General features: G+C 61.7%; 18 protein-coding genes and 4 tRNA genes. 2 read left to right on the forward strand and 20 right to left on the reverse strand.

All coding sequences use genetic code 11. From position 1 onward, the window contains the following. Nucleotides 1-37: 37 nt before the first annotated feature. A tRNA-Val gene (locus KZX66_RS19295) sits at nt 38-114 on the reverse strand. A 184-nt stretch (nt 115-298) separates the two neighbouring features. Between KZX66_RS19295 and KZX66_RS19300 the strand changes: the two genes are divergently transcribed. Further along, a complete protein-coding gene (locus KZX66_RS19300) occupies nt 299-1,582 on the forward strand; it encodes an FAD-binding oxidoreductase (protein ID WP_248082242.1) in 1,284 nt (427 codons plus the stop codon). 157 nt (nt 1,583-1,739) lie between these two features. Here the strand turns inward: KZX66_RS19300 and KZX66_RS19305 are convergent. From KZX66_RS19305 to leuC, 19 genes are all read right to left on the reverse strand, one after another. Further along, nucleotides 1,740-1,816, reverse strand: a tRNA-Asp gene (locus KZX66_RS19305). A gap of 105 nt (nt 1,817-1,921) precedes the next feature. Next, nucleotides 1,922-1,998 (reverse strand) — tRNA-Asp (locus tag KZX66_RS19310). Between the two features lie 55 nt (nt 1,999-2,053). Beyond that, a tRNA-Val gene (locus tag KZX66_RS19315) sits at nt 2,054-2,129 on the reverse strand. Between the two features lie 107 nt (nt 2,130-2,236). Beyond that, on the reverse strand, nt 2,237-3,001 hold the full coding sequence (locus tag KZX66_RS19320) for an SDR family oxidoreductase (RefSeq protein ID WP_248082519.1): 765 nt from the start codon (nt 2,999-3,001) through the stop codon (nt 2,237-2,239). Nucleotides 3,002-3,012: 11 nt separating this feature from the next. Then, nucleotides 3,013-4,224, reverse strand: coding sequence for an O-succinylhomoserine sulfhydrylase (locus KZX66_RS19325; RefSeq protein ID WP_248082250.1), 1,212 nt, complete (start codon nt 4,222-4,224; stop codon nt 3,013-3,015). Nucleotides 4,225-4,290: 66 nt separating this feature from the next. After that, nucleotides 4,291-5,796 (reverse strand): amidophosphoribosyltransferase, encoded by a 1,506-nt coding sequence (gene purF, locus KZX66_RS19330; RefSeq protein ID WP_248082252.1) that lies wholly within the window; start codon nt 5,794-5,796, stop codon nt 4,291-4,293. A 40-nt stretch (nt 5,797-5,836) separates the two neighbouring features. Beyond that, the gene (locus tag KZX66_RS19335; protein WP_003234314.1) at nt 5,837-6,394 is read right to left on the reverse strand and encodes a CvpA family protein; all 558 of its coding nucleotides are present in this window, start codon (nt 6,392-6,394) and stop codon (nt 5,837-5,839) included. Between the two features lie 246 nt (nt 6,395-6,640). Beyond that, the gene (locus tag KZX66_RS19340; protein WP_248082261.1) at nt 6,641-7,294 is read right to left on the reverse strand and encodes an SPOR domain-containing protein; all 654 of its coding nucleotides are present in this window, start codon (nt 7,292-7,294) and stop codon (nt 6,641-6,643) included. After that, a complete protein-coding gene (gene folC, locus KZX66_RS19345) occupies nt 7,278-8,585 on the reverse strand; it encodes a bifunctional tetrahydrofolate synthase/dihydrofolate synthase (protein WP_248082263.1) in 1,308 nt (435 codons plus the stop codon). Before folC ends, KZX66_RS19340 begins: the two co-directional genes overlap by 17 nt. Further along, nucleotides 8,582-9,502 carry an acetyl-CoA carboxylase, carboxyltransferase subunit beta gene (gene accD / locus KZX66_RS19350; RefSeq protein ID WP_248082265.1) on the reverse strand — a complete coding sequence of 307 codons (921 nt, stop codon included), beginning with the start codon at nt 9,500-9,502 and terminating at the stop codon, nt 8,582-8,584. Before accD ends, folC begins: the two co-directional genes overlap by 4 nt. Before the next feature lie 245 nt (nt 9,503-9,747). Further along, nucleotides 9,748-10,380, reverse strand: coding sequence for a phosphoribosylanthranilate isomerase (locus tag KZX66_RS19355; RefSeq protein WP_248082267.1), 633 nt, complete (start codon nt 10,378-10,380; stop codon nt 9,748-9,750). Between the two features lie 63 nt (nt 10,381-10,443). Next, nucleotides 10,444-11,268, reverse strand: a complete 825-nt coding sequence (gene truA, locus KZX66_RS19360) for a tRNA pseudouridine(38-40) synthase TruA (protein ID WP_248082520.1) — start codon at nt 11,266-11,268, stop codon at nt 10,444-10,446. 156 nt (nt 11,269-11,424) lie between these two features. Continuing rightward, the gene (locus KZX66_RS19365) at nt 11,425-13,989 is read right to left on the reverse strand and encodes a FimV/HubP family polar landmark protein (RefSeq protein ID WP_248082269.1); all 2,565 of its coding nucleotides are present in this window, start codon (nt 13,987-13,989) and stop codon (nt 11,425-11,427) included. A 163-nt stretch (nt 13,990-14,152) separates the two neighbouring features. Further along, a complete protein-coding gene (locus KZX66_RS19370; RefSeq protein ID WP_248082279.1) occupies nt 14,153-15,163 on the reverse strand; it encodes an aspartate-semialdehyde dehydrogenase in 1,011 nt (336 codons plus the stop codon). Between the two features lie 233 nt (nt 15,164-15,396). Then, a complete protein-coding gene (gene asd, locus KZX66_RS19375; RefSeq protein WP_017530189.1) occupies nt 15,397-16,509 on the reverse strand; it encodes an aspartate-semialdehyde dehydrogenase in 1,113 nt (370 codons plus the stop codon). 64 nt (nt 16,510-16,573) lie between these two features. Continuing rightward, nucleotides 16,574-17,656, reverse strand: coding sequence for a 3-isopropylmalate dehydrogenase (gene leuB / locus KZX66_RS19380; RefSeq protein ID WP_248082281.1), 1,083 nt, complete (start codon nt 17,654-17,656; stop codon nt 16,574-16,576). A gap of 53 nt (nt 17,657-17,709) precedes the next feature. Further along, on the reverse strand, nt 17,710-18,474 hold the full coding sequence (locus KZX66_RS19385) for a class I SAM-dependent methyltransferase (RefSeq protein WP_248082283.1): 765 nt from the start codon (nt 18,472-18,474) through the stop codon (nt 17,710-17,712). Between the two features lie 130 nt (nt 18,475-18,604). Beyond that, nucleotides 18,605-19,249 (reverse strand): 3-isopropylmalate dehydratase small subunit, encoded by a 645-nt coding sequence (gene leuD / locus KZX66_RS19390; protein WP_248082292.1) that lies wholly within the window; start codon nt 19,247-19,249, stop codon nt 18,605-18,607. Between the two features lie 10 nt (nt 19,250-19,259). Then, nucleotides 19,260-20,678 carry a 3-isopropylmalate dehydratase large subunit gene (gene leuC / locus KZX66_RS19395; protein WP_248082294.1) on the reverse strand — a complete coding sequence of 473 codons (1,419 nt, stop codon included), beginning with the start codon at nt 20,676-20,678 and terminating at the stop codon, nt 19,260-19,262. Nucleotides 20,679-20,818: 140 nt separating this feature from the next. Here leuC and KZX66_RS19400 point away from each other — a divergent pair, with 140 nt between their 5' ends. Continuing rightward, nucleotides 20,819-21,709 (forward strand): LysR family transcriptional regulator, encoded by an 891-nt coding sequence (locus KZX66_RS19400; protein ID WP_248082296.1) that lies wholly within the window; start codon nt 20,819-20,821, stop codon nt 21,707-21,709. Nucleotides 21,710-21,770: the final 61 nt, after the last annotated feature.

The following is a 21,770-nucleotide window of genomic DNA, read 5'->3' on the forward strand; positions in this document are numbered from 1 at the left end:
GAGCCCTTCTAGACCGCCCAGCAGAGCGGATTTTGTTTGGTAGGCGCGATTGGACTCGAACCAACGACCCCCACCATGTCAAGGTGGTGCTCTAACCAACTGAGCTACGTGCCTGCTGTGAGGCGGCATTCTACGGAATTCAGAAGGTGTGTCAACATCTTTTTTGCAGCTAACCCTATGAATATGCGAATTTTTTATTTGCAGCCCGCGCGTAGCTCTTTTCCTGCTGGCTGGCAGGCAATTTTCAACTGAGGTAGGATCGGCACACTCGTAAAAAATATAAAACAGAGGTTCCAGGATGGCGAACACCCCCTACCCCCAGTCGTATTACGCGGCGTCAGCGAATGCCGTTCCGCCTCGCCCGATGCTGCAAGGCGATGTCGAAACCGATGTCTGCGTGATCGGCGCCGGCTATACCGGCCTATCCAGCGCGCTGTTCCTGCTGGAGAACGGCTTTCGCGTGACTGTCCTGGAAGCCGCCAAAGTGGGTTTTGGCGCCTCGGGCCGCAATGGCGGGCAGATCGTCAACAGCTACAGCCGCGATATCGATGTGATCGAGCGCAGCGTCGGGTCTCAGCAGGCGCAGCTCTTGGGGCAGATGGCGTTTGAAGGCGGCAGGATCATTCGTGAGCGGGTCGCCAAGTATCAGATCCAGTGCGACCTGAAGGACGGTGGCGTGTTCGCCGCGCTAAACAGCAAGCACATGGGCCACCTGGAGTCGCAGAAGCGCCTGTGGGAGCGCTACGGCCACACGCAACTGCAATTGCTGGACGAACGCCGCATCCGCGAGGTGGTGGCCTGTGACAACTATGTCGGCGGCCTGCTGGACATGAGCGGTGGGCATATCCATCCGCTGAACCTGGCGCTGGGTGAGGCGGCTGCCGTGGAATCCCTGGGCGGCACCATCTACGAACAATCGGCGGCGGTGCGTATCGAGCGCGGCGCCAACCCGGTAGTACATACCGCCGAGGGCAAGGTCAGAGCCAAGTTCATCATCGTGGCGGGCAATGCCTACCTGGGCAATCTGGTGCCGGAACTGGCCGCCAAGTCCATGCCTTGCGGCACACAAGTGATCACTACCGCACCGCTGGGGGATGAACTGGCCAAGACCCTCCTGCCGCAGAATTACTGCGTGGAAGACTGCAACTACCTGCTCGACTACTACCGCCTGACCGGCGACAAACGCCTGATCTTCGGCGGCGGCGTGGTGTATGGCGCGCGCGACCCAGCGAATATCGAGGCGATCATCCGACCAAAAATGCTCAAGGCCTTCCCGCAGCTCAAGGATGTGAAGATTGATTACGCCTGGACAGGCAATTTCCTGCTGACCCTGTCGCGCCTGCCGCAGGTAGGGCGCCTGGGCGACAATATCTACTATTCACAGGGCTGCAGTGGCCACGGCGTGACGTACACGCACCTGGCGGGCAAAGTGTTGGCGGAGGCACTCAGAGGCCAGGCAGAGCGTTTTGATGCGTTCGCCGACCTGCCGCACTATCCTTTCCCGGGCGGCCAACTGTTGCGCACACCCTTTGCAGCATTGGGCGCCTGGTACTACGGCTTGCGCGATAAGCTGGGGTTCTGACGCCATTGCGGGAGCCGGTTCGCCGGCTCCCGCAACCGGACATCAAATCGCAGACACAAAAAACCCCGGTCTTTCGACCAGGGTCTTTGCTATCGGATCAAAGAAGCTTGACGCTTGCTTTGTGCTCCAAGGCGTTCAGTGGGCCTTGAGGCAGATATGGCGCAGCGGACGGGACTCGAACCCGCGACCCCCGGCGTGACAGGCCGGTATTCTAACCGACTGAACTACCGCTGCGTATCGCTTGACCAGTTGAGCGAAAACCGCCAACCGTCTTTAAACATCTGATCGATCAACGTTGGCTGTTCGATCTCAGGCCCGATACATCGAACCTGGAAAATATGGCGCAGCGGACGGGACTCGAACCCGCGACCCCCGGCGTGACAGGCCGGTATTCTAACCGACTGAACTACCGCTGCGCGTCGGTGCAACCTATAAAGTTGCGTCTTGCCCTGGGGCAAAACTCTCAAGAAGTGGTGGGTGATGACGGGATCGAACCGCCGACCCTCTGCTTGTAAGGCAGATGCTCTCCCAGCTGAGCTAATCACCCTTTGCTTCGTTGAGGCCGCGAAATTTACGCAGGTAACGGACCTAAGTCAATAGCCCGCTTGAAGTTTTTCTAAAAAAGACAAAATTGCTTCAAGACGCCTGCACGCCCTACTCGCTGTAAATCATCTTCTTGCTCATGCCACCGTCCACCACAAACTCCTGCCCGGTCACAAAGCCCGCCTGACGCGACAGCAGCCACGCCACCATCGCCGCCACGTCCTCGACCGTACCCACCCTGCCCGCCGGATGCTGGGCATGATCGGCATCGGTCAGTGGCTCGGCGCGGCGCGCGGCCGGATCACGTGCATCGATCCAACCCGGGCTGACCGCATTGACCCGTACTTCAGGTCCGAGGCTGATGGCCAACGCGTGCGTCAGCGCCAACAAGCCGCCCTTACTCGCCGCGTAGGCCTCGGTATCCGGCTCGGATTGACCGGCGCGGGTCGACGCCAGGTTGACGATCGCACCACCATGGGCCCGCAGGTACGGCGCGCAGTGCTTGGCCAGCAACATCGGCCCACTGAGGTTCACCGCCAGCACACGATTCCAGTAAGCCAGATCGAGACTTTCCAGGGTGCTGTTACGCGGGTCGGCCACCGCCGCATTACATACCAGCGCATCCAGACGCCCGAATTGCCCAAGCACTTCGGCGACGCCTGCGGCAACTTGTTTTTCGTCGGCCACGTCCATGGTGATAAACCAGGCGTTCTCACCCAGCACCTTGGACACCTGGGATCCGCGCTGGCGATCCAGATCAGCCAACACCACTTGCCAGCCTTCACTGACCAGCCACGCGGCAACGCCCAGACCAATGCCCCGCGCAGCGCCCGTCACCAGCGCGACGCGCCCGTTACTGGCCGTTGCGGCCTCCAGTGACCATTCAATCACAAGGCCGCCAACCCGCGAGCCAGGTCCGCCTGCAAGTCAGTCACGTCTTCCAGACCCACAGCGACGCGGATCAGACTGTCACGGATACCGGCCGCTTCACGCTCCTGCGGCGCCAGGCGCCCATGGGACGTGGTACCTGGGTGGGTAATGGTGGTTTTACTGTCGCCCAGGTTGGCAGTGATCGAGATCAGGCGCGTCGCATCGATAAAGCGCCAGGCGCCCTCCTTGCCACCCTTGACCTCAAAGCTCACCACCGCACCGAAGCCGCGCTGCTGACGCTGGGCCAGTTCGTGCTGCGGATGGCTCTTGAGGCCGGCGTAGTGGACTTTTTCGATACCGTCCTGCTGCTCCAGCCACTCGGCCAAGGCCTGGGCGTTGGCGCAATGGGCCTTCATGCGCAAGCTGAGGGTTTCCAGCCCCTTGAGGAAGATCCAGGCATTGAACGGGCTCAAGGTCGGACCGGCAGTGCGCAGGAACCCCACCACTTCCTTCATCTGCTCGGCGCGACCGGCAACCACGCCCCCCATGCAACGGCCCTGGCCGTCGATGAACTTGGTCGCCGAGTGCACAACGACGTCCGCGCCCAGCTTCAGCGGCTGTTGCAGGGCAGGCGTGCAGAAGCAGTTATCGACCACCAGCATCGCGCCCTTCGCGTGGGCAACTTCCGACAACGCGGCGATGTCCACCAACTCGGCCAGCGGGTTGGACGGCGACTCGACGAACAGCAATTTGGTATTGGCTTTGATCGCCGCGTCCCAGCCGGACAGGTCCGCCAGGGGCACGTAGTCCACTTCGATACCGAAGCGCTTGAAGTACTTCTCGAACAGGCTGATGGTCGAGCCGAACACGCTGCGCGACACCAACACGTGGTCGCCGGCACTGCACAGGCTCATTACCACAGCCATGATCGCCGCCATGCCGGTGGCCGTTGCCACCGCCTGCTCAGCGCCTTCCAAGGCCGCGATACGCTCTTCGAACGCACGCACGGTCGGGTTGGTGTAGCGCGAATACACGTTGCCCGGCACTTCGCCAGCAAACCGTGCAGCCGCATCAGCCGCGGTACGGAACACGTAGCTGGAGGTGAAGAACATCGGATCGCCGTGCTCACCTTCCGGGGTGCGGTGCTGGCCGGCGCGCACAGCCAGGGTATCGAAAGCCACGCCATCGAGGTCGCTGTCCAACCGACCGGCATCCCATTCCTGACTCATGCTGCCACTCCTTACTCGAATTCTTTATTTAAGATACAAAACCGGCCCCTCAGGGCCGGTGGTTACTCAGTTGTTATACAGATCGATGATCGCACTGACCGCCTGGGTCTTGATCTTCGACGAGTCGTTACGTGCCTGCTCGATTTTGTTCAGGTAGGCCTCGTCGACGTCTCCGGTCACGTACTTGCCGTCGAACACGGCACAGTCGAACTGCTCGATCTTGATCTTGCCACCGCCCACCGCTTCGATCAGGTCCGACAGGTCCTGGTAGATCAGCCAGTCGGCGCCGATCAGGTCAGCCACATCCTGGGTGGTGCGGTTGTGGGCGATCAGTTCGTGGGCGCTCGGCATGTCGATACCGTACACGTTCGGGTAACGCACGGCGGGCGCTGCGGAACAGAAGTAAACGTTCTTCGCACCCGCTTCACGGGCCATCTGGATGATCTGCTTGCACGTAGTGCCGCGCACGATGGAGTCATCCACCAGCATCACGTTCTTGCCGCGGAACTCAAGCTCAATGGCGTTGAGCTTCTGACGCACTGATTTCTTGCGTGCAGCCTGGCCAGGCATGATGAAGGTACGGCCGATGTAGCGGTTCTTCACGAAGCCTTCGCGGAACTTGACGCCCAGATGGTTCGCCAATTCCAGCGCAGCGGTGCGGCTGGTGTCCGGGATCGGGATCACCACGTCGATATCATGCTCAGGGCGCTCGCGCAGGATCTTGTCGGCGAGCTTTTCGCCCATCCGCAGGCGCGCCTTGTACACCGAAACACCGTCGATGATCGAATCCGGACGCGCCAGGTAGACGTGTTCGAAGATGCAAGGGGTGAGTTTCGGCGCTACAGCGCACTGACGGGTGTGCAGCTTGCCATCTTCGGTGATGTACACCGCTTCGCCCGGCGCGAGGTCACGGATCAGGGTGAAGCCCAGCACGTCCAGGGACACGCTTTCGGAAGCGATCATGTACTCGACGCCTTCGTCGGTGTGACGCTGACCAAACACGATCGGACGGATGCCATGCGGATCGCGGAAACCGACGATACCGTAACCGGTGATCATCGCCACCACGGCATAACCACCGACACAACGGTTGTGCACGTCGATCACGGCGGCAAATACGTCTTCTTCGGTCGGCTGCAGCTTGCCGCGCTGGGCCAGTTCGTGTGCGAACACGTTAAGCAGCACTTCCGAGTCGGAACTGGTGTTGACGTGGCGCAGGTCAGATTCGTAGATCTCCTTGGCCAGTTGTTCAACGTTGGTCAGGTTACCGTTATGCGCCAGGGTGATGCCGTAAGGCGAGTTGACGTAAAACGGTTGAGCTTCGGCCGACGTCGAGCTGCCAGCGGTCGGATAACGCACATGGCCAATACCCATGTGCCCGACCAGGCGCTGCATGTGACGCTGATGGAACACGTCACGTACCAGACCATTATCCTTGCGCAGGAATAACCGGCCGTCGTGGCTGGTCACAATACCGGCAGCGTCCTGGCCGCGGTGCTGGAGGACGGTTAGCGCGTCATACAGCGCCTGATTGACGTTCGACTTACCGACGATACCGACGATGCCACACATGCGACGCAACCCCTACTTAATGAATCTTGACTGAACACTCTTACTGAGGCGTTTTGGCCGGCAAGAGGTGTTCCTTGAACGGAAGATCAGCGGGTACGCTGATTCCGCTGGCCAGCCACTGACTGCTCCACCCCAATATGAGGTTCTTGGACCAGTCTGCAACCAATAGAAACTTTGGCACGAGTACCGACTCCTGCCACCACGCATCCTGCTGTACCGGCCCCAGGCTCAACAGCCCGACTGCCACGACCACCAGCAACGCGCCACGCGCGGCACCAAAAGCCATGCCCAGAAATCGATCGGTCCCGGAGAGGCCGGTGACACGTATCAACTCGCCAATAAGATAATTGACCATTGCCCCCACCAGCAGCGTGGCGATGAACATGATGGCGCAGCCCGCGATGACGCGGGCCGAAGGTGTTTCGATATATCCGGCCAGATAGACCGACAATGAACCGCCGAACATCCAGGCTACGACTCCTGCGATGATCCAGGTCAGCAACGACAGTGCTTCTTTTACGAAGCCGCGGCTTAGACTGATCAAAGCGGAGATGGCGACGATTGCAACGATCGCCCAGTCAACCCAGGTAAATGGCACGTTAGAGCCTACGGACGGATAAGGCGGCGAATTTTAGCAGAGCGTCGGGCTGTCGGTAAGCGGTGTTTGCGGCTGCTTTGCAAATCAATAGTTTGGGACGAGCGAATCCGATCTCAACCCCACCACAAAACCAAAATGGGAGGGGCTCGCCTCCGATAGCGGCGGATCAGTCATTCATCCGTCGACTGTCACACCACCACCGAGGGCGAGCGCCCTCCCACACGTGCACCGAGTGATCGGCTTGAATCAGCCGCGCTCGGGCTGGAAGCGGGTCACGAACCCCTTAAGATTCTGCTGACGATCCAGCAGGTCGCGCAGGCGATCCGCCTCGGCGCGCTCGATCAGCGGCCCAATAAATACCCGGTTCTTGCCATCGGCACTGCGGATATAAGCGTTGTAGCCCTGGGCGCGCAGCTTCTTCTGCAAAGCGTCGGCGCCTTCGCGATTGCCCAGGCTGGCGACCTGGATCGACCAACTGATCGGTAAACCATTCGGGTCGATCCGGCTCTGCCCCACATCCGGCTTGCCCGGCGCAGCAGGCTGCGGTGCAACCGGCTTGGGCGCAGGTGTCGGCACAACGGGCTTGGCAGCCACGGCAGGTGCAGGCTTGACCACCGGCACGCTTGGTTGCACCGGCATCGACGGCGCCTGTTGCGCAGCCACTTCCTCATCGGTCGGCACCGGCTCTTCCTCGGGCAGGGCCTGGGGCTCAGGCACCACCACCGGCTCGACCTGCACCTGCGGCACCGCCGGGGCCTGCGGCGCTGCCGGAGCCTCGACGACAACCTGGCGCTGCTCATCCTGACGGGAAAACAACATCGGCAGGAAAATCACCGCCAACGCCACCAGGACCAGAGCCCCAACCATTCGCTGCTTGTATGCGCTATCCAGTAATGCCATGTGCAGCTTCCTCCGTGGAGCGCCGGGCCAACCACTCGAGCGCCTCGGCAACACAATAAAATGATCCGAACAACAGAATCTCGTCCTCGGCCGTGGCTACCGCGCACTGCGCTTCAAGAGCCGCCGTGACGCTTGCATACGACGCCACCGTTGCACCAAGGTTCTGCAACGCCACCTGCAACTCAGCCGCCGGACGACTGCGCGACGTATCCAGCGGCGCGACCGCCCAAGCCTGAACACAGCCCAACAATGGCGCAACCACACCGTCCAGGTCCTTGTCCGCCAACAAACCGAACACCGCCAGGCGACGCCCGACCGGGGGCGTATGCGCCAAACGCCGCGCCAGGTAGTCGGCTGCATGGGGGTTATGCCCCACGTCGAGCAACAGGTTCAGGCGCTTGCCTTGCCACTCGAACGCCCGACGATCCAGGCGTCCGACCACCCGGGTCGCCAGCAAGGTCGCGACAATCTGCTCGGCGTTCCACGGCAGGCCCAGCAACAGATAGGCTTGCAGCGCGAGCGCGGCGTTTTCCATCGGCAGGTTGAGCAAGGGCAAATCGCGCAGCTCGACGAGCTGGCCGTGCGCATCGCGCCCACGCCATTGCCAGTGCTGCTCGCCGATCTCAAGGTCGAATTCGCGCCCGCGCAAAAAGAACGGGCAGTCCAACTCATGCACCTTGTCCAGCAACGGCGGTGGCGGGTCCAGGTCGCCGCACAGCGCCGGCTTGCCCTGACGGAAGATCCCGGCCTTTTCGTAGGCAACAGATTCGCGGGTATCGCCCAGATAATCAGCATGGTCCACGCCGATGCTGGTGACCAGCGCCAGGTCCGCATCCACCACATTCACCGTATCCAGACGCCCACCCAGGCCCACTTCCAGCACGACCACATCCAGTTGCGCACGCTCGAACAGCCAGAACGCCGCCAGAGTGCCCATTTCGAAGTAAGTCAGGGAAGTGTCGCCGCGGCCGGCATCCAGTGCGGCAAAGGCTTCGCAGAGTTGCTCGTCAGTAGCTTCGACGCCATTGAGCTGCACCCGCTCGTTGTAGCGCAGCAGGTGCGGCGAGCTGTACACGCCCACGTTCAGCCCTTGGGCTTGCAGCAGCGCAGCGACAAAAGCGCAGGTAGAGCCTTTGCCGTTGGTGCCGGTCACCGTGATCACACGCGGTGCCGGCCGGCCCAACCCGAGGCGGGCCGCTACCTGTTGCGAGCGCTCCAGGCCCATGTCGATGGCGGACGGATGCAACTGCTCAAGGTAGGCGAGCCACTCGCCCAGGGTACGTTGGGTCATAGGTTCGCAGGCACCGGCGGCACGACGATTGGCTCGACTTTAGGCGCGACGTACACCGGCGTCGGCAGGCCCATCATTTGCGCCAGCAGGCTACCCAGACGTGGACGCAGCTCGCTACGCGGGATAATCAGGTCGATCGCACCGTGCTCCAGCAGGAACTCGCTGCGCTGGAAGCCTTCGGGCAGCTTTTCGCGAACGGTCTGCTCGATCACGCGCGGACCGGCAAAGCCGATCAGGGCCTTCGGTTCGCCGACGATCACGTCGCCCAGCATCGCCAGGCTTGCAGAAACGCCGCCGTAGACCGGGTCGGTCAAGACAGAGATAAACGGAATGCCTTCTTCGCGCAGACGCGCCAGTACCGCAGAGGTCTTGGCCATTTGCATCAGGGAGATCAAGGCTTCCTGCATGCGCGCACCGCCGGAAGCGGCGAAGCAGATCATCGGGCAACGGTTTTCCAGGGCGTAGTTGGCGGCGCGAACAAAGCGCTCACCGACGATGGCGCCCATGGAGCCGCCCATAAAGGAGAACTCGAACGCCGACACAACAACAGGCATGCCCAGCAGCTTGCCGCTGACGGAGATCAACGCGTCCTTCTCACCGGTCTGCTTTTGCGCAGCGGTCAGACGGTCCTTGTACTTCTTGCCGTCGCGGAACTTGAGACGGTCAACCGGCTCCAGGTCAGCGCCCAGCTCTTGACGGCCATCGGCATCGAGGAAGATATCGATGCGCGCACGGGCGCCGATACGCATGTGGTGGTTGCACTTAGGGCAAACGTCCAGGGTCTTTTCCAGCTCCGGGCGGTACAGCACCGCGTCGCAGGAAGGGCACTTGTGCCACAGACCTTCAGGAACCGAGCTTTTTTTCACCTCGGAACGCATGATCGAAGGGATCAGTTTGTCTACTAACCAGTTGCTCATGCTTTCTTTCTCCAGTACCGGTGGCTTGAACACAGCCCCGCGTATGCCCTTGAGCTAAATTCATATGTGGCGATGACACAGAGTAGACGGGGTCAGACGTTCGACCTGCCATTTCCAGCCTGTATCCTCAGCCTTCCAGACAACCTGCCAGCGCAGGGTTGCCACTTCTGTTTCCAGGCCACCCACAGGCGGCGCCGGGCTGTTTTACACAGTGGTAGTTATGGACGGCGGCAGACTGCCAGCCGTCACATCCCCGCACCGCTGTTGCGCACTGCATGCATGAACGCGTGAATCTTGCCGTGATCCTTGATGCCTTTGCCCTGCTCCACCCCACCGCTGACATCCACCGCATACGGGCGAACCTGCTCGATGGCCGCCGCGACATTCGCGGGGGTGAGCCCACCAGCCAGGATGATCGGTTTGCTAAGCCCCTCGGGAATCAGCGACCAATCGAATGCCTCACCCGTGCCCCCCGGCACACCTTCGACATAAGTATCGAGCAGAATCCCGCGCGCGCCGCCATAAGCGGCACAGGCGGCGGCAATATCATCCCCGGCCTTGACGCGAAGCGCCTTGATGTACGGGCGCTGATAGCTTTCGCATTCGTCGGGACTTTCATCGCCATGAAACTGCAGCAGGTCCAGCGCTACAGCATCCAGGGTTTCGTTGAGCTCGCAACGGCTGGCGTTGACGAACAAGCCCACGGTGGTCACAAAGGGCGGCAGCGCGGCGATGATCGCCCGCGCCTGCAACACATTCACCGCCCGCGGACTCTTGGCATAAAACACCAGGCCGATCGCATCCGCACCCGCCTCGACTGCCGCCAGCGCGTCTTCTATGCGGGTAATCCCGCAAATCTTGCTGCGAACGGCTGACATGTGGTGAAAACCTCAGGAGTATGCCGAGAAAGTCCCGGATGGTAACAAAAGCTTTTAAGGGCGTCAGCCGCCAAGTTCGCTGAAGCCGGTGAGGAAGTGCGGCCCGATAAAGCGTTCCGGCAATTCGAACTCGTCACGGTACTCCACGTCCACCAGATACAGGCCAAACGGGTGAGCCGTCACCCCACCGGTACGACGAACGCGACTCTCCAGCACCTCTTTGGCCCACTCCACGGGACGCTCGCCGGTACCGATGGTCATCAACACGCCGGCGATGTTACGCACCATGTGATGCAGGAACGCGCCGGCGCGGATGTCCAGCACAATCATCTTGCCGTGGCGGGTCACCCGCAGGTGATGGACTTCCTTGATCGGCGACTTGGCCTGGCACTGGCCGGCACGGAACGCACTGAAGTCATGCACGCCCACCAGATGCTGCGCAGCCTCGGCCATGCGCTCTGCATCCAAGGGGCGGTGGTTCCAGGTGATTTCTTCGTTAAGGTGCGCCGGACGGATCTGGTCGTTATAGATCACATAGCGGTAACGCCGGGCAATCGCCTTGAAGCGCGCATGGAAATGCGCAGGCATCACCTTGGCCCAAGTGACGCTGACGTCATGGGGCAAATTGATGTTGGCACCCATGACCCACGCCTTCATTGTGCGTTCGGCCTGGGTATCAAAATGCACCACTTGGCCACACGCATGAACCCCGGCGTCGGTGCGCCCGGCGCACATCAGCGAGACCGGTGAATCGGCAACCTTGGACAGGGCCTTCTCCAGGGTTTCCTGCACCGTCAGCACGCCCGACGCCTGGCGCTGCCAGCCGCGATAGCGCGAGCCTTTGTATTCCACGCCCAGGGCGATGCGGTAAAAGCCTGCGGCCGCCATTTCGGCGGCCGCGTTATCTATATTTGCCAAGAACTGAGAGCCTGATGAGTTGCGCAAAGGCGGCCATTATAGAGCGACACGCCGCAGACGCCATGGGTGGGTGTGCATAAGGCAAAACGGCGACCCGAAGGCCGCCGCAGCGTCAGTTACCGGGTTTTATGCCAACCGGCTGAGCATTTCCTTGGCCTCGCCGCGCTGGGACTCATCCCCTTCGGTCAGCACTTCGGCGAGTATATCTTTCGCGCCATCGGCATCACCCATGTCGATGTAGGCCTGGGCCAGGTCCAGCTTGGTGGAGACCTCGTTGGTGCCGGAGAGGAAATCGAACTCCGGTTCATCATCACCCAGCGCCGCGTCTTCAGCGGTAAAGGTCGGCTCGATCGGCGGGTGTTCCAGGCTCTGGGACAAGCGATCCAGCTCAGCGTTGACGTCATCGAGTTCCGACGCAAAGGCGTCGGGCGTAGCCGCTGCATCCGGCTCGTCCGCCAGGGACAGGTCAAAATCTTCCGGCAGGTCGAAATCGTCCAGTGCCGCAGGCGTAAGGGTCGGCGGCTCGACTGCCGGGACGTCCTTCATCTCCTCTTCCAGGCCCGAAAGGAAGTCGTCATCCGATTGCGCCGATGCCGGTGCGTCCAACTGCAGGTCCAGGTCGAAGTCGGACAAATCATCCGGGCTCGCCTTGGCTTCGGTTTGCTGCGCCAGCACCGATTCAAAACTCAGCTCGTCGTCCAGATTGGCCGGTGACGCGGCTTCCAGCTCATCCAGGCTCAGATCAAAATCCGTATCGAGCGCGTCCGGCTCAGGTGCAGGGGCAACCGGCTTGTCTTCCAGCAGTTCCTTGACGTACTGAGCGTCAAGGGCGGCGGCGGCCACCGCGGCACTGACACCCGCCGCCACGACCGCCATGGCCGGGAAGCGCGACTTGAGTTGCTCGACCTGGGCGTGGTTTTCACCATTGGCCACCAGTTGGCGCTCCTGAGTCACGAAGCCGTCCTTGTCGCTTTGCAGGCCGTAGACTTCCATCAGTTTCAAGCGCAGGTCGCTGCGCTTGGGCTCGTGCTTGATCGCCTGCTCCAGCACATCGGCGGCCTGGTTAAGGTGACCGCGATCAATATGGGATTGTGCCTGGGCCAGCGCGTCATTGGCGTTTTGCGGGGCCACGGCCACCGCCAACGGGGCGAGCACGGAGGCAACGGTAGGCGCCGCGACGGCAGGCTCAACGACGGGTGTCGGAGCCGGAGCCGGCGCGGCCGCCAGCTTTACGCTGGGAGGCGAGACCTCCAGACCCTCAAAGCTGTCCGGTGGCAGGTCCTGTTGGATGTCCGAGCTGAACAGCGGCTCTTCGGCCAGGGCCCGCGCCATGCGCAAGTGCTTTTCCTCTTCGCGGCGCGCATTGCGATGACGCGCCCACAGCAGCAGAAGCAACAACACCAGCAGACCCGCTGCGCCGCCGATGACACCGAGGACGACAGGGTTGGTCAGCAGCTCGTCGAACTTGCCTTGTGTGGTGTCTGCAGCGGCGACCGGCGTTACCGGCTCCGCTGCCGGCGCAGCAGGCGTCGGCGTGGCGACCGGCGCAGCGGGTGTCGCTGGGGTGGCCGCCGGGTCACTTGCCAATTGGGCGGGCATCGCCGTCGTGGCTTGCGCCGCCGGGTCAGCTTTTTCCGCCTGCAGGCGGGCCAGTTGATCGTTCTTCAGTTGAATCAGCTTTTGCAGCTTGTCCAACTGGCTCTGCAAATCGGCTGCGCGGCTTTTCAGCTCTTCATTGTCGCGGCGAGTGGTGTCCAGTTGTTCCTGGGTCATCGCCAGCTTGTCGCTCAAGACCTGGCTGTCACCGGCCTTGCCTTTGCCGCCCTTCCTGGCCGCTTCGGCCGAGACCAGGCTCAGGTTGTCCTGGGCATTGGTGGTCGATGGGGCGTTGCCCGCTTGAGCGCGCTTGGTCGCATCCAGTTGCTGCTTGCCGGCTGCCGGGTTATTGGCCGCGCGGCGGCCCTGACGCCAAGCCTCGTTCTGCGCACGCACCTCAGCAATCGCACGGGGTTGCGGCAACGCGGTACTTTGCACGGTGTCGGGCAGGCGCAGCACCTGGCCGGTTTTGAGGCGGTTGATATTGCCATCGATAAAGGCGCCCGGGTTGAGTGCCTGGATGGCCAGCATGGTCTGCTGGACCGAGCCACCATTGCGGTACTTCTCGGCAATTTCCCACAAGGTGTCGCGAGAAGAGGTGGTGTGCTGGGCCGGTTTGCTCACGGCAGGCGTGGCGCTGGCGGGCGCACTCAAGCGTGGAGCCGGCGCGGTGGCGGCTGGAGCGGACGGGTCGAACTTGGCAGGATCCAGCAATACGCTGTAATCGCGCATCAGGCGGCCGTTGGGCCACTGCACCTGCAGCAGGAAACGGACGTAGGAATCGGGCAGCGGCTTGCTGGAGGTGACCCGCACCACGCTGCGGCCGCTGGGGTTGATCACCGGGGTAAACGTCAGGTCGTTGAGAAACGCCTGGCGATCCACGCCGGCATCCACAAATGCCTGGGATGAAGCCAGGCTCGGGGTGATCTCGGACGCCGTGAGGCCGCCGACATCGAGCAATTCGATCTCCACCGACAAGGGCTGGTTCAACTTCGACTTGAGGGTCATTTCCCCCAGCTGCAGCGCCTGCGCCATACCGGAGGACAGCGCCGAGGCGGCCGCTATTGCTAACACCAGTTTGCGAACTTGAACCATAGCCTCATCCTTTGTTTGAACACTCCCCGGCCTGCGAGAAGGTTGGTAACCGCTTGCCATAAGGCATGGCGAGCCGATAGGTCACCGACGCGCAACTGTTCCTGCTTGGGGCCAAGCATAGCGCCTGGTTAGAATCAATCTACAAATTGCCGCCAAGTATCTTTTACGCAAGGCCTTTTATCAACAACTGCGCCAGCTGCACAGCGTTAAGCGCCGAGCCCTTGCGTACGTTATCTGACGTCAACCACAGATTTAGTTCCGCCGGGTCATCCACACCGGCGCGAACCCGGCCTACATACACCACGTCCTGCCCCACTGCATCGCCCACGGCGGTTGGGTAATCCCCCTCCTCCACCCGCTCGATACCTGGCGCACTGTCCAACGTGCGGTTGACCGCCGCCAGGTCGACCGGCGCGGCCAATTGCAACGACACAGTCAGGCTATCGCCAAAAAACACCGGGGCTTGAACGCACGTCGCGGAAATCTTTAGCGAAGGTAAATCCAGAACCGCACGAAGTTCATGTACGAGACGCTTCTCAAGTGCCGTATGACCTTGAGCATCAGGCGTGCCGACTTGGGCCAGGAGATTGAAGGCCATCTGCCGATCAAAGAACGTCGGCTCCAGAGGGCGCACGTTCAGCAGCTCCGCCGTCTGACGAGCCAGTTCAGTGACCGCCTCGCGACCTTGGGCCGACACCGCCAGGTTGGCGGTAACGCTGAGACGCTGGATGTCGAGCAAACCGCGCAACGGTGCCAGCACCACCGCCAAGTGAGTGGCGCACGGGCTTGGGCTGCTGAGCAGGAACGGTTTTTTCAGGCCTTTGAGGACGTCAGCGTTGGCCTCGGGCACTACGCCAGGCGCCTGATCGGCGGGCAAGGCACCCGACAAGTCGATCACCGAGCAGCCGGCCGCCACGGCACGTGGGGCGAAACTCAGGGTCACCGCCGGGCCTGCAGCGAAGAACGCCAGTTGTGCCTTGCTGAAGTCGAACTCATCGACTTCCTTGACCCGCACGTTCTTGCCGCGAAACGGCACCGACGCACCGGCAGAGTTATTGCCCGCCAGCAAATACAGGGTGCCCACCGGAAACTTCAGCTCTTCGAGAATCTGCACCAGGGTTTCACCGACGGTGCCGGTGGCGCCGATCACGGCGATTTCAAAGGTCTGGGTCATGGGGGCTGCCTCGGGCATTGCGGGGGGAGCGGCACTTTACCGGGTGGCCGGGGGTGAGGCAATTAGCCTGGGGCCTGGGGTGCGGCCGATCGCCGTGTCGGGGCATGGATATCCGCAGCTTGATCTGCGAACACCCTCGCATATGGGAGGGGCTTGCCCCCGACAAGGCTCGAAAAAGCAATAAAAAACCCGCGCCTGTCACCAGAGCACGGGTTTGTCGAGACAGGCAGCGATCAACGCTCCAGCAAAATCCGCAGCATGCGGCGCAGCGGCTCGGCCGCGCCCCACAGCAACTGGTCGCCAACCGTGAACGCGCCGAGGAACTGGCTGCCCATGTTCAGCTTGCGCAGACGGCCCACCGGTACATTCAGGGTGCCGGTGACCTTGGTCGGGCTCAGCTCCTGCATGCTGATGTCGCGGTTGTTCGGCACCAGCTTGACCCACGGGTTGTGCTGGCTGATCAACCCTTCGATATCAGCGATTGGCACGTCTTTGTTCAACTTGATGGTCAGTGCCTGGCTGTGGCAGCGCATGGCGCCGATGCGCACGCAGATACCGTCCACCGGGATCGGGCTCTTGAAGCGACCGAGGATCTTGTTGGTCTCGGCCTGAGCCTTCCACTCTTCACGGCTCTGGCCGTTCGGCAGTTCCTTGTCGATCCAAGGGATGAGGCTACCGGCCAATGGCACGCCGAAGTTTTCGGTCGGGTAGGCATCGCTGCGCATCGCTTCGGCCACACGACGATCGATGTCGAGGATCGCGCTGGCCGGGTCGGCCAGTTGATCGGCGACAGCGGCGTGGGTCGCGCCCATCTGCTTGATCAGCTCGCGCATGTTCTGCGCGCCGGCGCCGGACGCCGCCTGATAGGTCATGGCGCTCATCCACTCCACCAGACCGGCCTCGAACAGACCGCCCAGGCCCATCAGCATCAGGCTGACGGTGCAGTTGCCGCCGACATAGTTCTTGGTGCCGGCATCCAGCTGCTGGTCGATGACCTTGCGGTTAACCGGGTCGAGGATGATCACCGCGTCGTCCTGCATGCGCAGGCTCGAAGCGGCGTCGATCCAGTAACCCTGCCAGCCGGCTTCGCGCAGCTTGGGGAAAACTTCGCTGGTGTAGTCGCCGCCCTGGCAGGTCAGGATCACGTCGAGGGTTTTCAGCTCGTCGATGCTGTAGGCGTCTTTGAGCGGAGCAATATCCTTGCCCACGGACGGCCCTTGGCCACCCACGTTCGAGGTGGTGAAAAACACCGGCTCAATAAGATCGAAATCCTGCTCTTCCAGCATCCGCTGCATGAGCACGGAACCGACCATACCGCGCCAACCGATCAGACCTACACGTTTCATCGCAACTACACCTTGTTAAAAAGTGGGCCGCCTTGCAGCAACAACTGCAAGCGGGCCCGAGAGATTACAGATTCCGCAGCGCGGCGACTACTGCGTCGCCCATTTCTTGCGTACCGACTTTGGTGCAACCCTGTGACCAAATGTCACCGGTGCGCAAGCCTTGGTCCAAGACCAGGCTCACGGCCTTCTCGATCGCGTCCGCGGCATCGCTGAGGTTGAAGCTGTAACGCAGCATCATCGACACCGACAAAATGGTCGCCAATGGGTTGGCAATGCCAAGGCCTGCGATATCCGGGGCCGAACCGTGGCAAGGCTCGTACATGCCCTTGTTGTTGGTGTCCAGCGACGCCGACGGCAGCATGCCGATGGAGCCGGTGAGCATCGACGCCTGGTCGGACAGGATGTCGCCGAACAGGTTGTCGGTGACGATCACGTCGAACTGCTTGGGTGCACGCACCAGTTGCATGGCGGCGTTGTCGACGTACATGTGGCTCAGCTCGACGTCCGGGTAGTCCTTGGCCACTTCTTCGACGATTTCGCGCCACAGTTGGCTGGAGGCCAGCACGTTGGCTTTATCCACCGAGCAGACCTTTTTACCGCGCACACGGGCCATGTCGAAACCGACACGGGCGATACGGCGGATTTCGCTCTCGCTGTACGGCAGCGTGTCGTAGGCCTGGCGCTCGCCGTTTTCCAACTCGCGCACACCCCGTGGCGAACCGAAGTAAATGCCGCCGGTCAGTTCCCGCACGATCAGGATGTCCAGGCCCGCCACCACTTCCGGCTTCAGGCTCGACGCGTCAGCCAGTTGCGGGTAGAGGATGGCTGGGCGCAGGTTGCCGAACAGGCCCAGTTGCGCGCGGATTTTCAGCAGGCCGCGCTCAGGGCGGATATCACGTTCGATCTTGTCCCACTTCGGACCACCCACCGCGCCGAGCAGCACGGCGTCGGCCGCACGGGCACGGTCCAGCGTCTCGTCAGCCAGAGGCACACCATGTTTGTCGATGGCCGCACCGCCGATCACGTCGTGACTCAGCTCGAAGCCCAGGCTGTACTTGCTGTTGGCAAGTTCCAGGACCTTGACCGCTTCGGCCATGATTTCCGGGCCAATACCGTCGCCAGGGAGAATCAGAATCTGCTTGCTCATGCGTTCCTCATTTCATCAAGCGACCCGCCCGCAGGCAGGTCGGGGAAAATTAATCAGCGCTCGGCCCACACCACCAGCACGTCGGTGCTGAAGGTGCCGTCGGCTTGGATCTCGTAATAGTCGCGCACTTCCTGGCCCATCGCCTGCTGCAGCTCAAGGATCGCGGCGCGCAACGCTTGCGGCGTGCGCATGCGCTCGACCCACGAGGTGTATTCCAGGCGCAGACGCTGGCGGCTGCTGTTGCGCACATGTAAACCGGCCTCACTGAGCTGACGCATCCACTCGGCGGCGGAATAATCTCGCACGTGGCTGGTGTCGCGCAGCACTTCGACGGTTTGCAGGTAAGTGTCCAACAGCGGGCTGCCCGGCGACAAGACGTCGACAAACGCCGCCACGCCGCCTGGCTTGAGTACGCGGCGCACTTCACGCAGCGCCAGGCCGAGGTCGCTCCAGTGGTGGGCCGAATAACGGCTGAACACAAAGTCAAACTCGCCATCGGCGAACGGCAAGCGTTCGGCGGCACCGTTCACGGTGCTGATATTGGTGAACCCGCGTTCTTGCGCAGCGGCGGCCACCACATCAAGCATTTGCTGAGACAGGTCGTAAGCCACCACCTCTTTGACCAGCGGCGCGACGTGAAAACTCACATGACCGGCACCGCAGCCCAGGTCCAGCAGTCGCGCACCGCCCTGCCCGGCCAGTTCGGCCTGGAGCAGCGCGAATTCGGTGCCTTGGGCGTGCACGGCACTGCTCAGGTAGGCCGCGGCCTGTTCGCCGAATTGTTTTTGCACGACTTGGGTGTGGGCGGTGCTGGTCATGATGGACTTCCTCGGGTTTTGGGGTGTTTGTACGGCCGCTGTCGCAGGCAAGCCAGCGTCCACAGTTGGAATACATCCCCCCGTGGAAGCCGGGCTTGCCCGCGATGGGGCCCGCACGGTCTACCTCAAATCACGCGTCGCGAAACAACCAGGGCTGGCTGGCCCGGTGCCTGGCTTCAAACGCAGCAATCGCATCGCCGTCCTGCAAGGTCAGGCCGATATCGTCCAGACCATTGATCAGGCAGTGCTTGCGGAACGCGTCCACTTCGAAGTGGTACACCTTGCCGTCCGGACGGGTCACGGTTTGCGCGGCCAGATCGACGGTCAACTGGTAGCCCACCTCGGCTTCCACTTGTTTGAACAGTTCATCGACTTCTTCGTCGGTCAAGATGATCGGCAGCAGGCCGTTCTTGAAGCTGTTGTTGAAGAAGATGTCGGCATAGCTGGGCGCGATAATGCTGCGAAAGCCATATTCTTCCAGGGCCCACGGCGCGTGTTCACGGCTGGAGCCACAACCGAAGTTTTCCCGGGCCAGCAACACGCTGGCGCCCTGGTAACGTTCGGCGTTGAGCACGAAGTCCTTGTTAAGCGGGCGCTTGGAGTTGTCCTGGTAGGCGTAGCCCACGTCAAGGTAGCGCCACTCGTCGAACAGGTTGGGGCCGAAACCGGTGCGCTTGATCGACTTCAAGAACTGCTTGGGGATGATCTGGTCGGTGTCCACGTTGGCACGGTCCAACGGCGCGACAAGACCTGTGTGTTGGGTAAAAGCTCTCATCGGGTATTCCTCAGATCAATTCGCGAACGTCGATGAAACGACCGTTAACGGCGGCGGCGGCGGCCATGGCCGGGCTGACCAGGTGAGTACGCCCACCGGCACCCTGACGCCCTTCGAAGTTACGGTTGGACGTGGACGCGCAGTGCTCGCCCGACTCCAGGCGGTCCGGGTTCATTGCCAGGCACATGGAGCAGCCCGGCTCGCGCCATTCAAAACCGGCTTCGAGGAAAATCTTGTCCAGCCCTTCGGCTTCGGCCTGCGCCTTGACCAGACCCGAGCCCGGCACCACGATCGCCTGCTTGATGGTGGAGGCCACTTTACGCCCCTTGGCGATCACAGCGGCGGCGCGCAAGTCTTCGATTCGCGAGTTGGTGCACGAGCCGATGAACACGCGATCCAACTGGATGTCGGTGATCGCCTGGTTGGCCTGCAAGCCCATGTATTTCAAGGCGCGCTCGATGGAGCCACGCTTGACCAGGTCGGTTTCTTTAGCCGGGTCCGGTACGTTCTGGTCGACCGCCAACACCATTTCCGGCGACGTGCCCCAGCTCACCTGCGGCTTGATCTGGGCCGCGTCGAGCTCGACGACGGTGTCGAACACCGCGTCGGCGTCGGACACCAGGTCCTTCCAGGCTTCAACCGCCGCATCCCAATCGGCGCCTTGCGGGGCGAAGGGGCGGCCTTTGACGTATTCAACGGTTTTTGCGTCCGCGGCCACCATGCCCACACGGGCGCCGGCTTCAATGGACATGTTGCAGATGGTCATGCGGCCTTCGATGGACAGGTCGCGAATAGCGCTGCCGGCGAATTCGATGGCATGGCCGTTACCGCCGGCGGTGCCGATCTTACCGATCACGGCCAGCACGATGTCCTTGGCGGTCACGCCGAACGGCAACGTGCCTTCGACCTTGACCAGCATGTTCTTCATCTTTTTAGCGACCAGGCACTGGGTGGCGAATACATGCTCCACCTCAGACGTACCAATGCCATGGGCCAAGGCGCCGAACGCACCGTGGGTGGAGGTGTGGGAGTCGCCGCAGACCACGGTCATGCCCGGCAACGTGGCGCCTTGTTCCGGGCCGATCACGTGCACGATGCCTTGACGCACGTCATTCATCTTGAATTCGGTGATGCCATATTCATCGCAATAGTCGTCAAGGGTCTGTACCTGCAAACGCGATACGGTGTCGACAATCGCGTCGATGCCGCCCTTGCGCTCCGGTGTGGTCGGTACGTTGTGGTCCGGGGTGGCGATGATCGAGTCGACGCGCCAAGGCTTGCGCCCGGCCAGTCGCAGGCCTTCGAACGCTTGGGGCGAGGTCACTTCATGGATGATGTGACGGTCGATGTAGATCAGCGACGACCCATCATCGCGCCGTTTCACTTCATGGGAATCCCAAAGCTTGTCGTAAAGCGTTTTGCCGGCCATCAGTCGGTCCTCATCAGCGGTGTTTCTATGCGCCGGGCTTTTCAATAACCCTTTGGCTTGTGAGGCTGATGGTATGGCGCTACATTAAATAACTCAAATTCATATTTTTTATGCTTTGGATTACCAACTGGAATACCACCATGGACTTGGCCAACCTCAATGCTTTTATTGCCATCGCAGAAAGCGGCAGTTTCTCCGGCGCCGGTGAGCGCCTGCACCTGACTCAACCGGCCATCAGCAAACGCATCGCCGGTCTTGAGCAGCAGTTGAACGTGCGTCTGTTCGATCGTTTGGGCCGTGAAGTGGGCTTGACCGAGGCCGGGCGCGCCCTGCTGCCACGGGCCTATCAAATCCTCAACGTGCTCGACGACACGCGCCGCGCCCTCACCAACCTGACCGGCGAAGTCAGCGGCCGTCTGACCCTGGCTACCAGTCACCATATCGGCCTGCACCGCCTGCCGCCTGTGCTGCGCACCTTTACCCGGGAATACCCGAACGTGGCGCTGGATATTCAGTTTCTCGATTCGGAAGTGGCCTACGAAGAAATCCTCCATGGCCGCGCCGAAGTGGCCGTCATCACCCTGGCACCCGACCCGCATCACCTGGTGCGTGCCACCCCGGTATGGGACGACCCGCTGGACTTTGTGGTGGCGCCGGAACACAGCCTGATCAGCAACGGCGCCATCAGCCTGGCCGACATTGCCGGGCACCCGGCGGTGTTCCCCGGCGGCAATACCTTTACCCACCATATTGTCAGTCGACTGTTCGAGGCCCAGGGCCTCACGCCGAATATCGCCATGAGCACTAACTATTTGGAAACCATCAAGATGATGGTGTCCATCGGCCTGGCCTGGAGCGTGTTGCCGCGCACCATGCTCGACGAGCAGGTGGCAAGTATCGCTTTGCCAGGCATACAACTCAGTCGCCAGCTAGGCTATATCGTGCACACCGAAAGGACGCTGTCGAATGCTGCGCGGGCTTTCATGAGCCTATTGGATGCACAGGTGGATCTGCCAGGGATACAGGCATGACATTGTGCGGCCTCAGGTCGTGAGTCACACCGCGCTGTTTGCCCATCGAATCAAGGCCCTT

It is taken from the genome of Pseudomonas sp. EYE_354 (genome assembly GCF_023148575.1).
In the GTDB taxonomy this organism is placed as follows: Bacteria; Pseudomonadota; Gammaproteobacteria; order Pseudomonadales; family Pseudomonadaceae; genus Aquipseudomonas.

What these genes read in the sequence shown, in the direction of transcription:
- KZX66_RS19355 (WP_248082267.1), bottom strand. Translation starts at nt 10,380, where the DNA reads ATGTCAGCCGTTCGCAGCAAGATTTGCGGGATTACCCGCATAGAAGAC.
- KZX66_RS19400 (WP_248082296.1), top strand. Translation starts at nt 20,819, where the DNA reads ATGGACTTGGCCAACCTCAATGCTTTTATTGCCATCGCAGAAAGCGGC.
- KZX66_RS19365 (WP_248082269.1), bottom strand. Translation starts at nt 13,989, where the DNA reads ATGGTTCAAGTTCGCAAACTGGTGTTAGCAATAGCGGCCGCCTCGGCG.
- leuD (WP_248082292.1), bottom strand. Translation starts at nt 19,249, where the DNA reads ATGAGAGCTTTTACCCAACACACAGGTCTTGTCGCGCCGTTGGACCGT.
- KZX66_RS19300 (WP_248082242.1), top strand. Translation starts at nt 299, where the DNA reads ATGGCGAACACCCCCTACCCCCAGTCGTATTACGCGGCGTCAGCGAAT.
- purF (WP_248082252.1), bottom strand. Translation starts at nt 5,796, where the DNA reads ATGTGTGGCATCGTCGGTATCGTCGGTAAGTCGAACGTCAATCAGGCG.
- KZX66_RS19325 (WP_248082250.1), bottom strand. Translation starts at nt 4,224, where the DNA reads ATGAGTCAGGAATGGGATGCCGGTCGGTTGGACAGCGACCTCGATGGC.
- accD (WP_248082265.1), bottom strand. Translation starts at nt 9,502, where the DNA reads ATGAGCAACTGGTTAGTAGACAAACTGATCCCTTCGATCATGCGTTCC.
- leuC (WP_248082294.1), bottom strand. Translation starts at nt 20,678, where the DNA reads ATGGCCGGCAAAACGCTTTACGACAAGCTTTGGGATTCCCATGAAGTG.
- KZX66_RS19385 (WP_248082283.1), bottom strand. Translation starts at nt 18,474, where the DNA reads ATGACCAGCACCGCCCACACCCAAGTCGTGCAAAAACAATTCGGCGAA.
- asd (WP_017530189.1), bottom strand. Translation starts at nt 16,509, where the DNA reads ATGAAACGTGTAGGTCTGATCGGTTGGCGCGGTATGGTCGGTTCCGTG.
- leuB (WP_248082281.1), bottom strand. Translation starts at nt 17,656, where the DNA reads ATGAGCAAGCAGATTCTGATTCTCCCTGGCGACGGTATTGGCCCGGAA.
- KZX66_RS19340 (WP_248082261.1), bottom strand. Translation starts at nt 7,294, where the DNA reads ATGGCATTACTGGATAGCGCATACAAGCAGCGAATGGTTGGGGCTCTG.
- truA (WP_248082520.1), bottom strand. Translation starts at nt 11,268, where the DNA reads ATGGCGGCCGCAGGCTTTTACCGCATCGCCCTGGGCGTGGAATACAAA.
- folC (WP_248082263.1), bottom strand. Translation starts at nt 8,585, where the DNA reads ATGACCCAACGTACCCTGGGCGAGTGGCTCGCCTACCTTGAGCAGTTG.
- KZX66_RS19370 (WP_248082279.1), bottom strand. Translation starts at nt 15,163, where the DNA reads ATGACCCAGACCTTTGAAATCGCCGTGATCGGCGCCACCGGCACCGTC.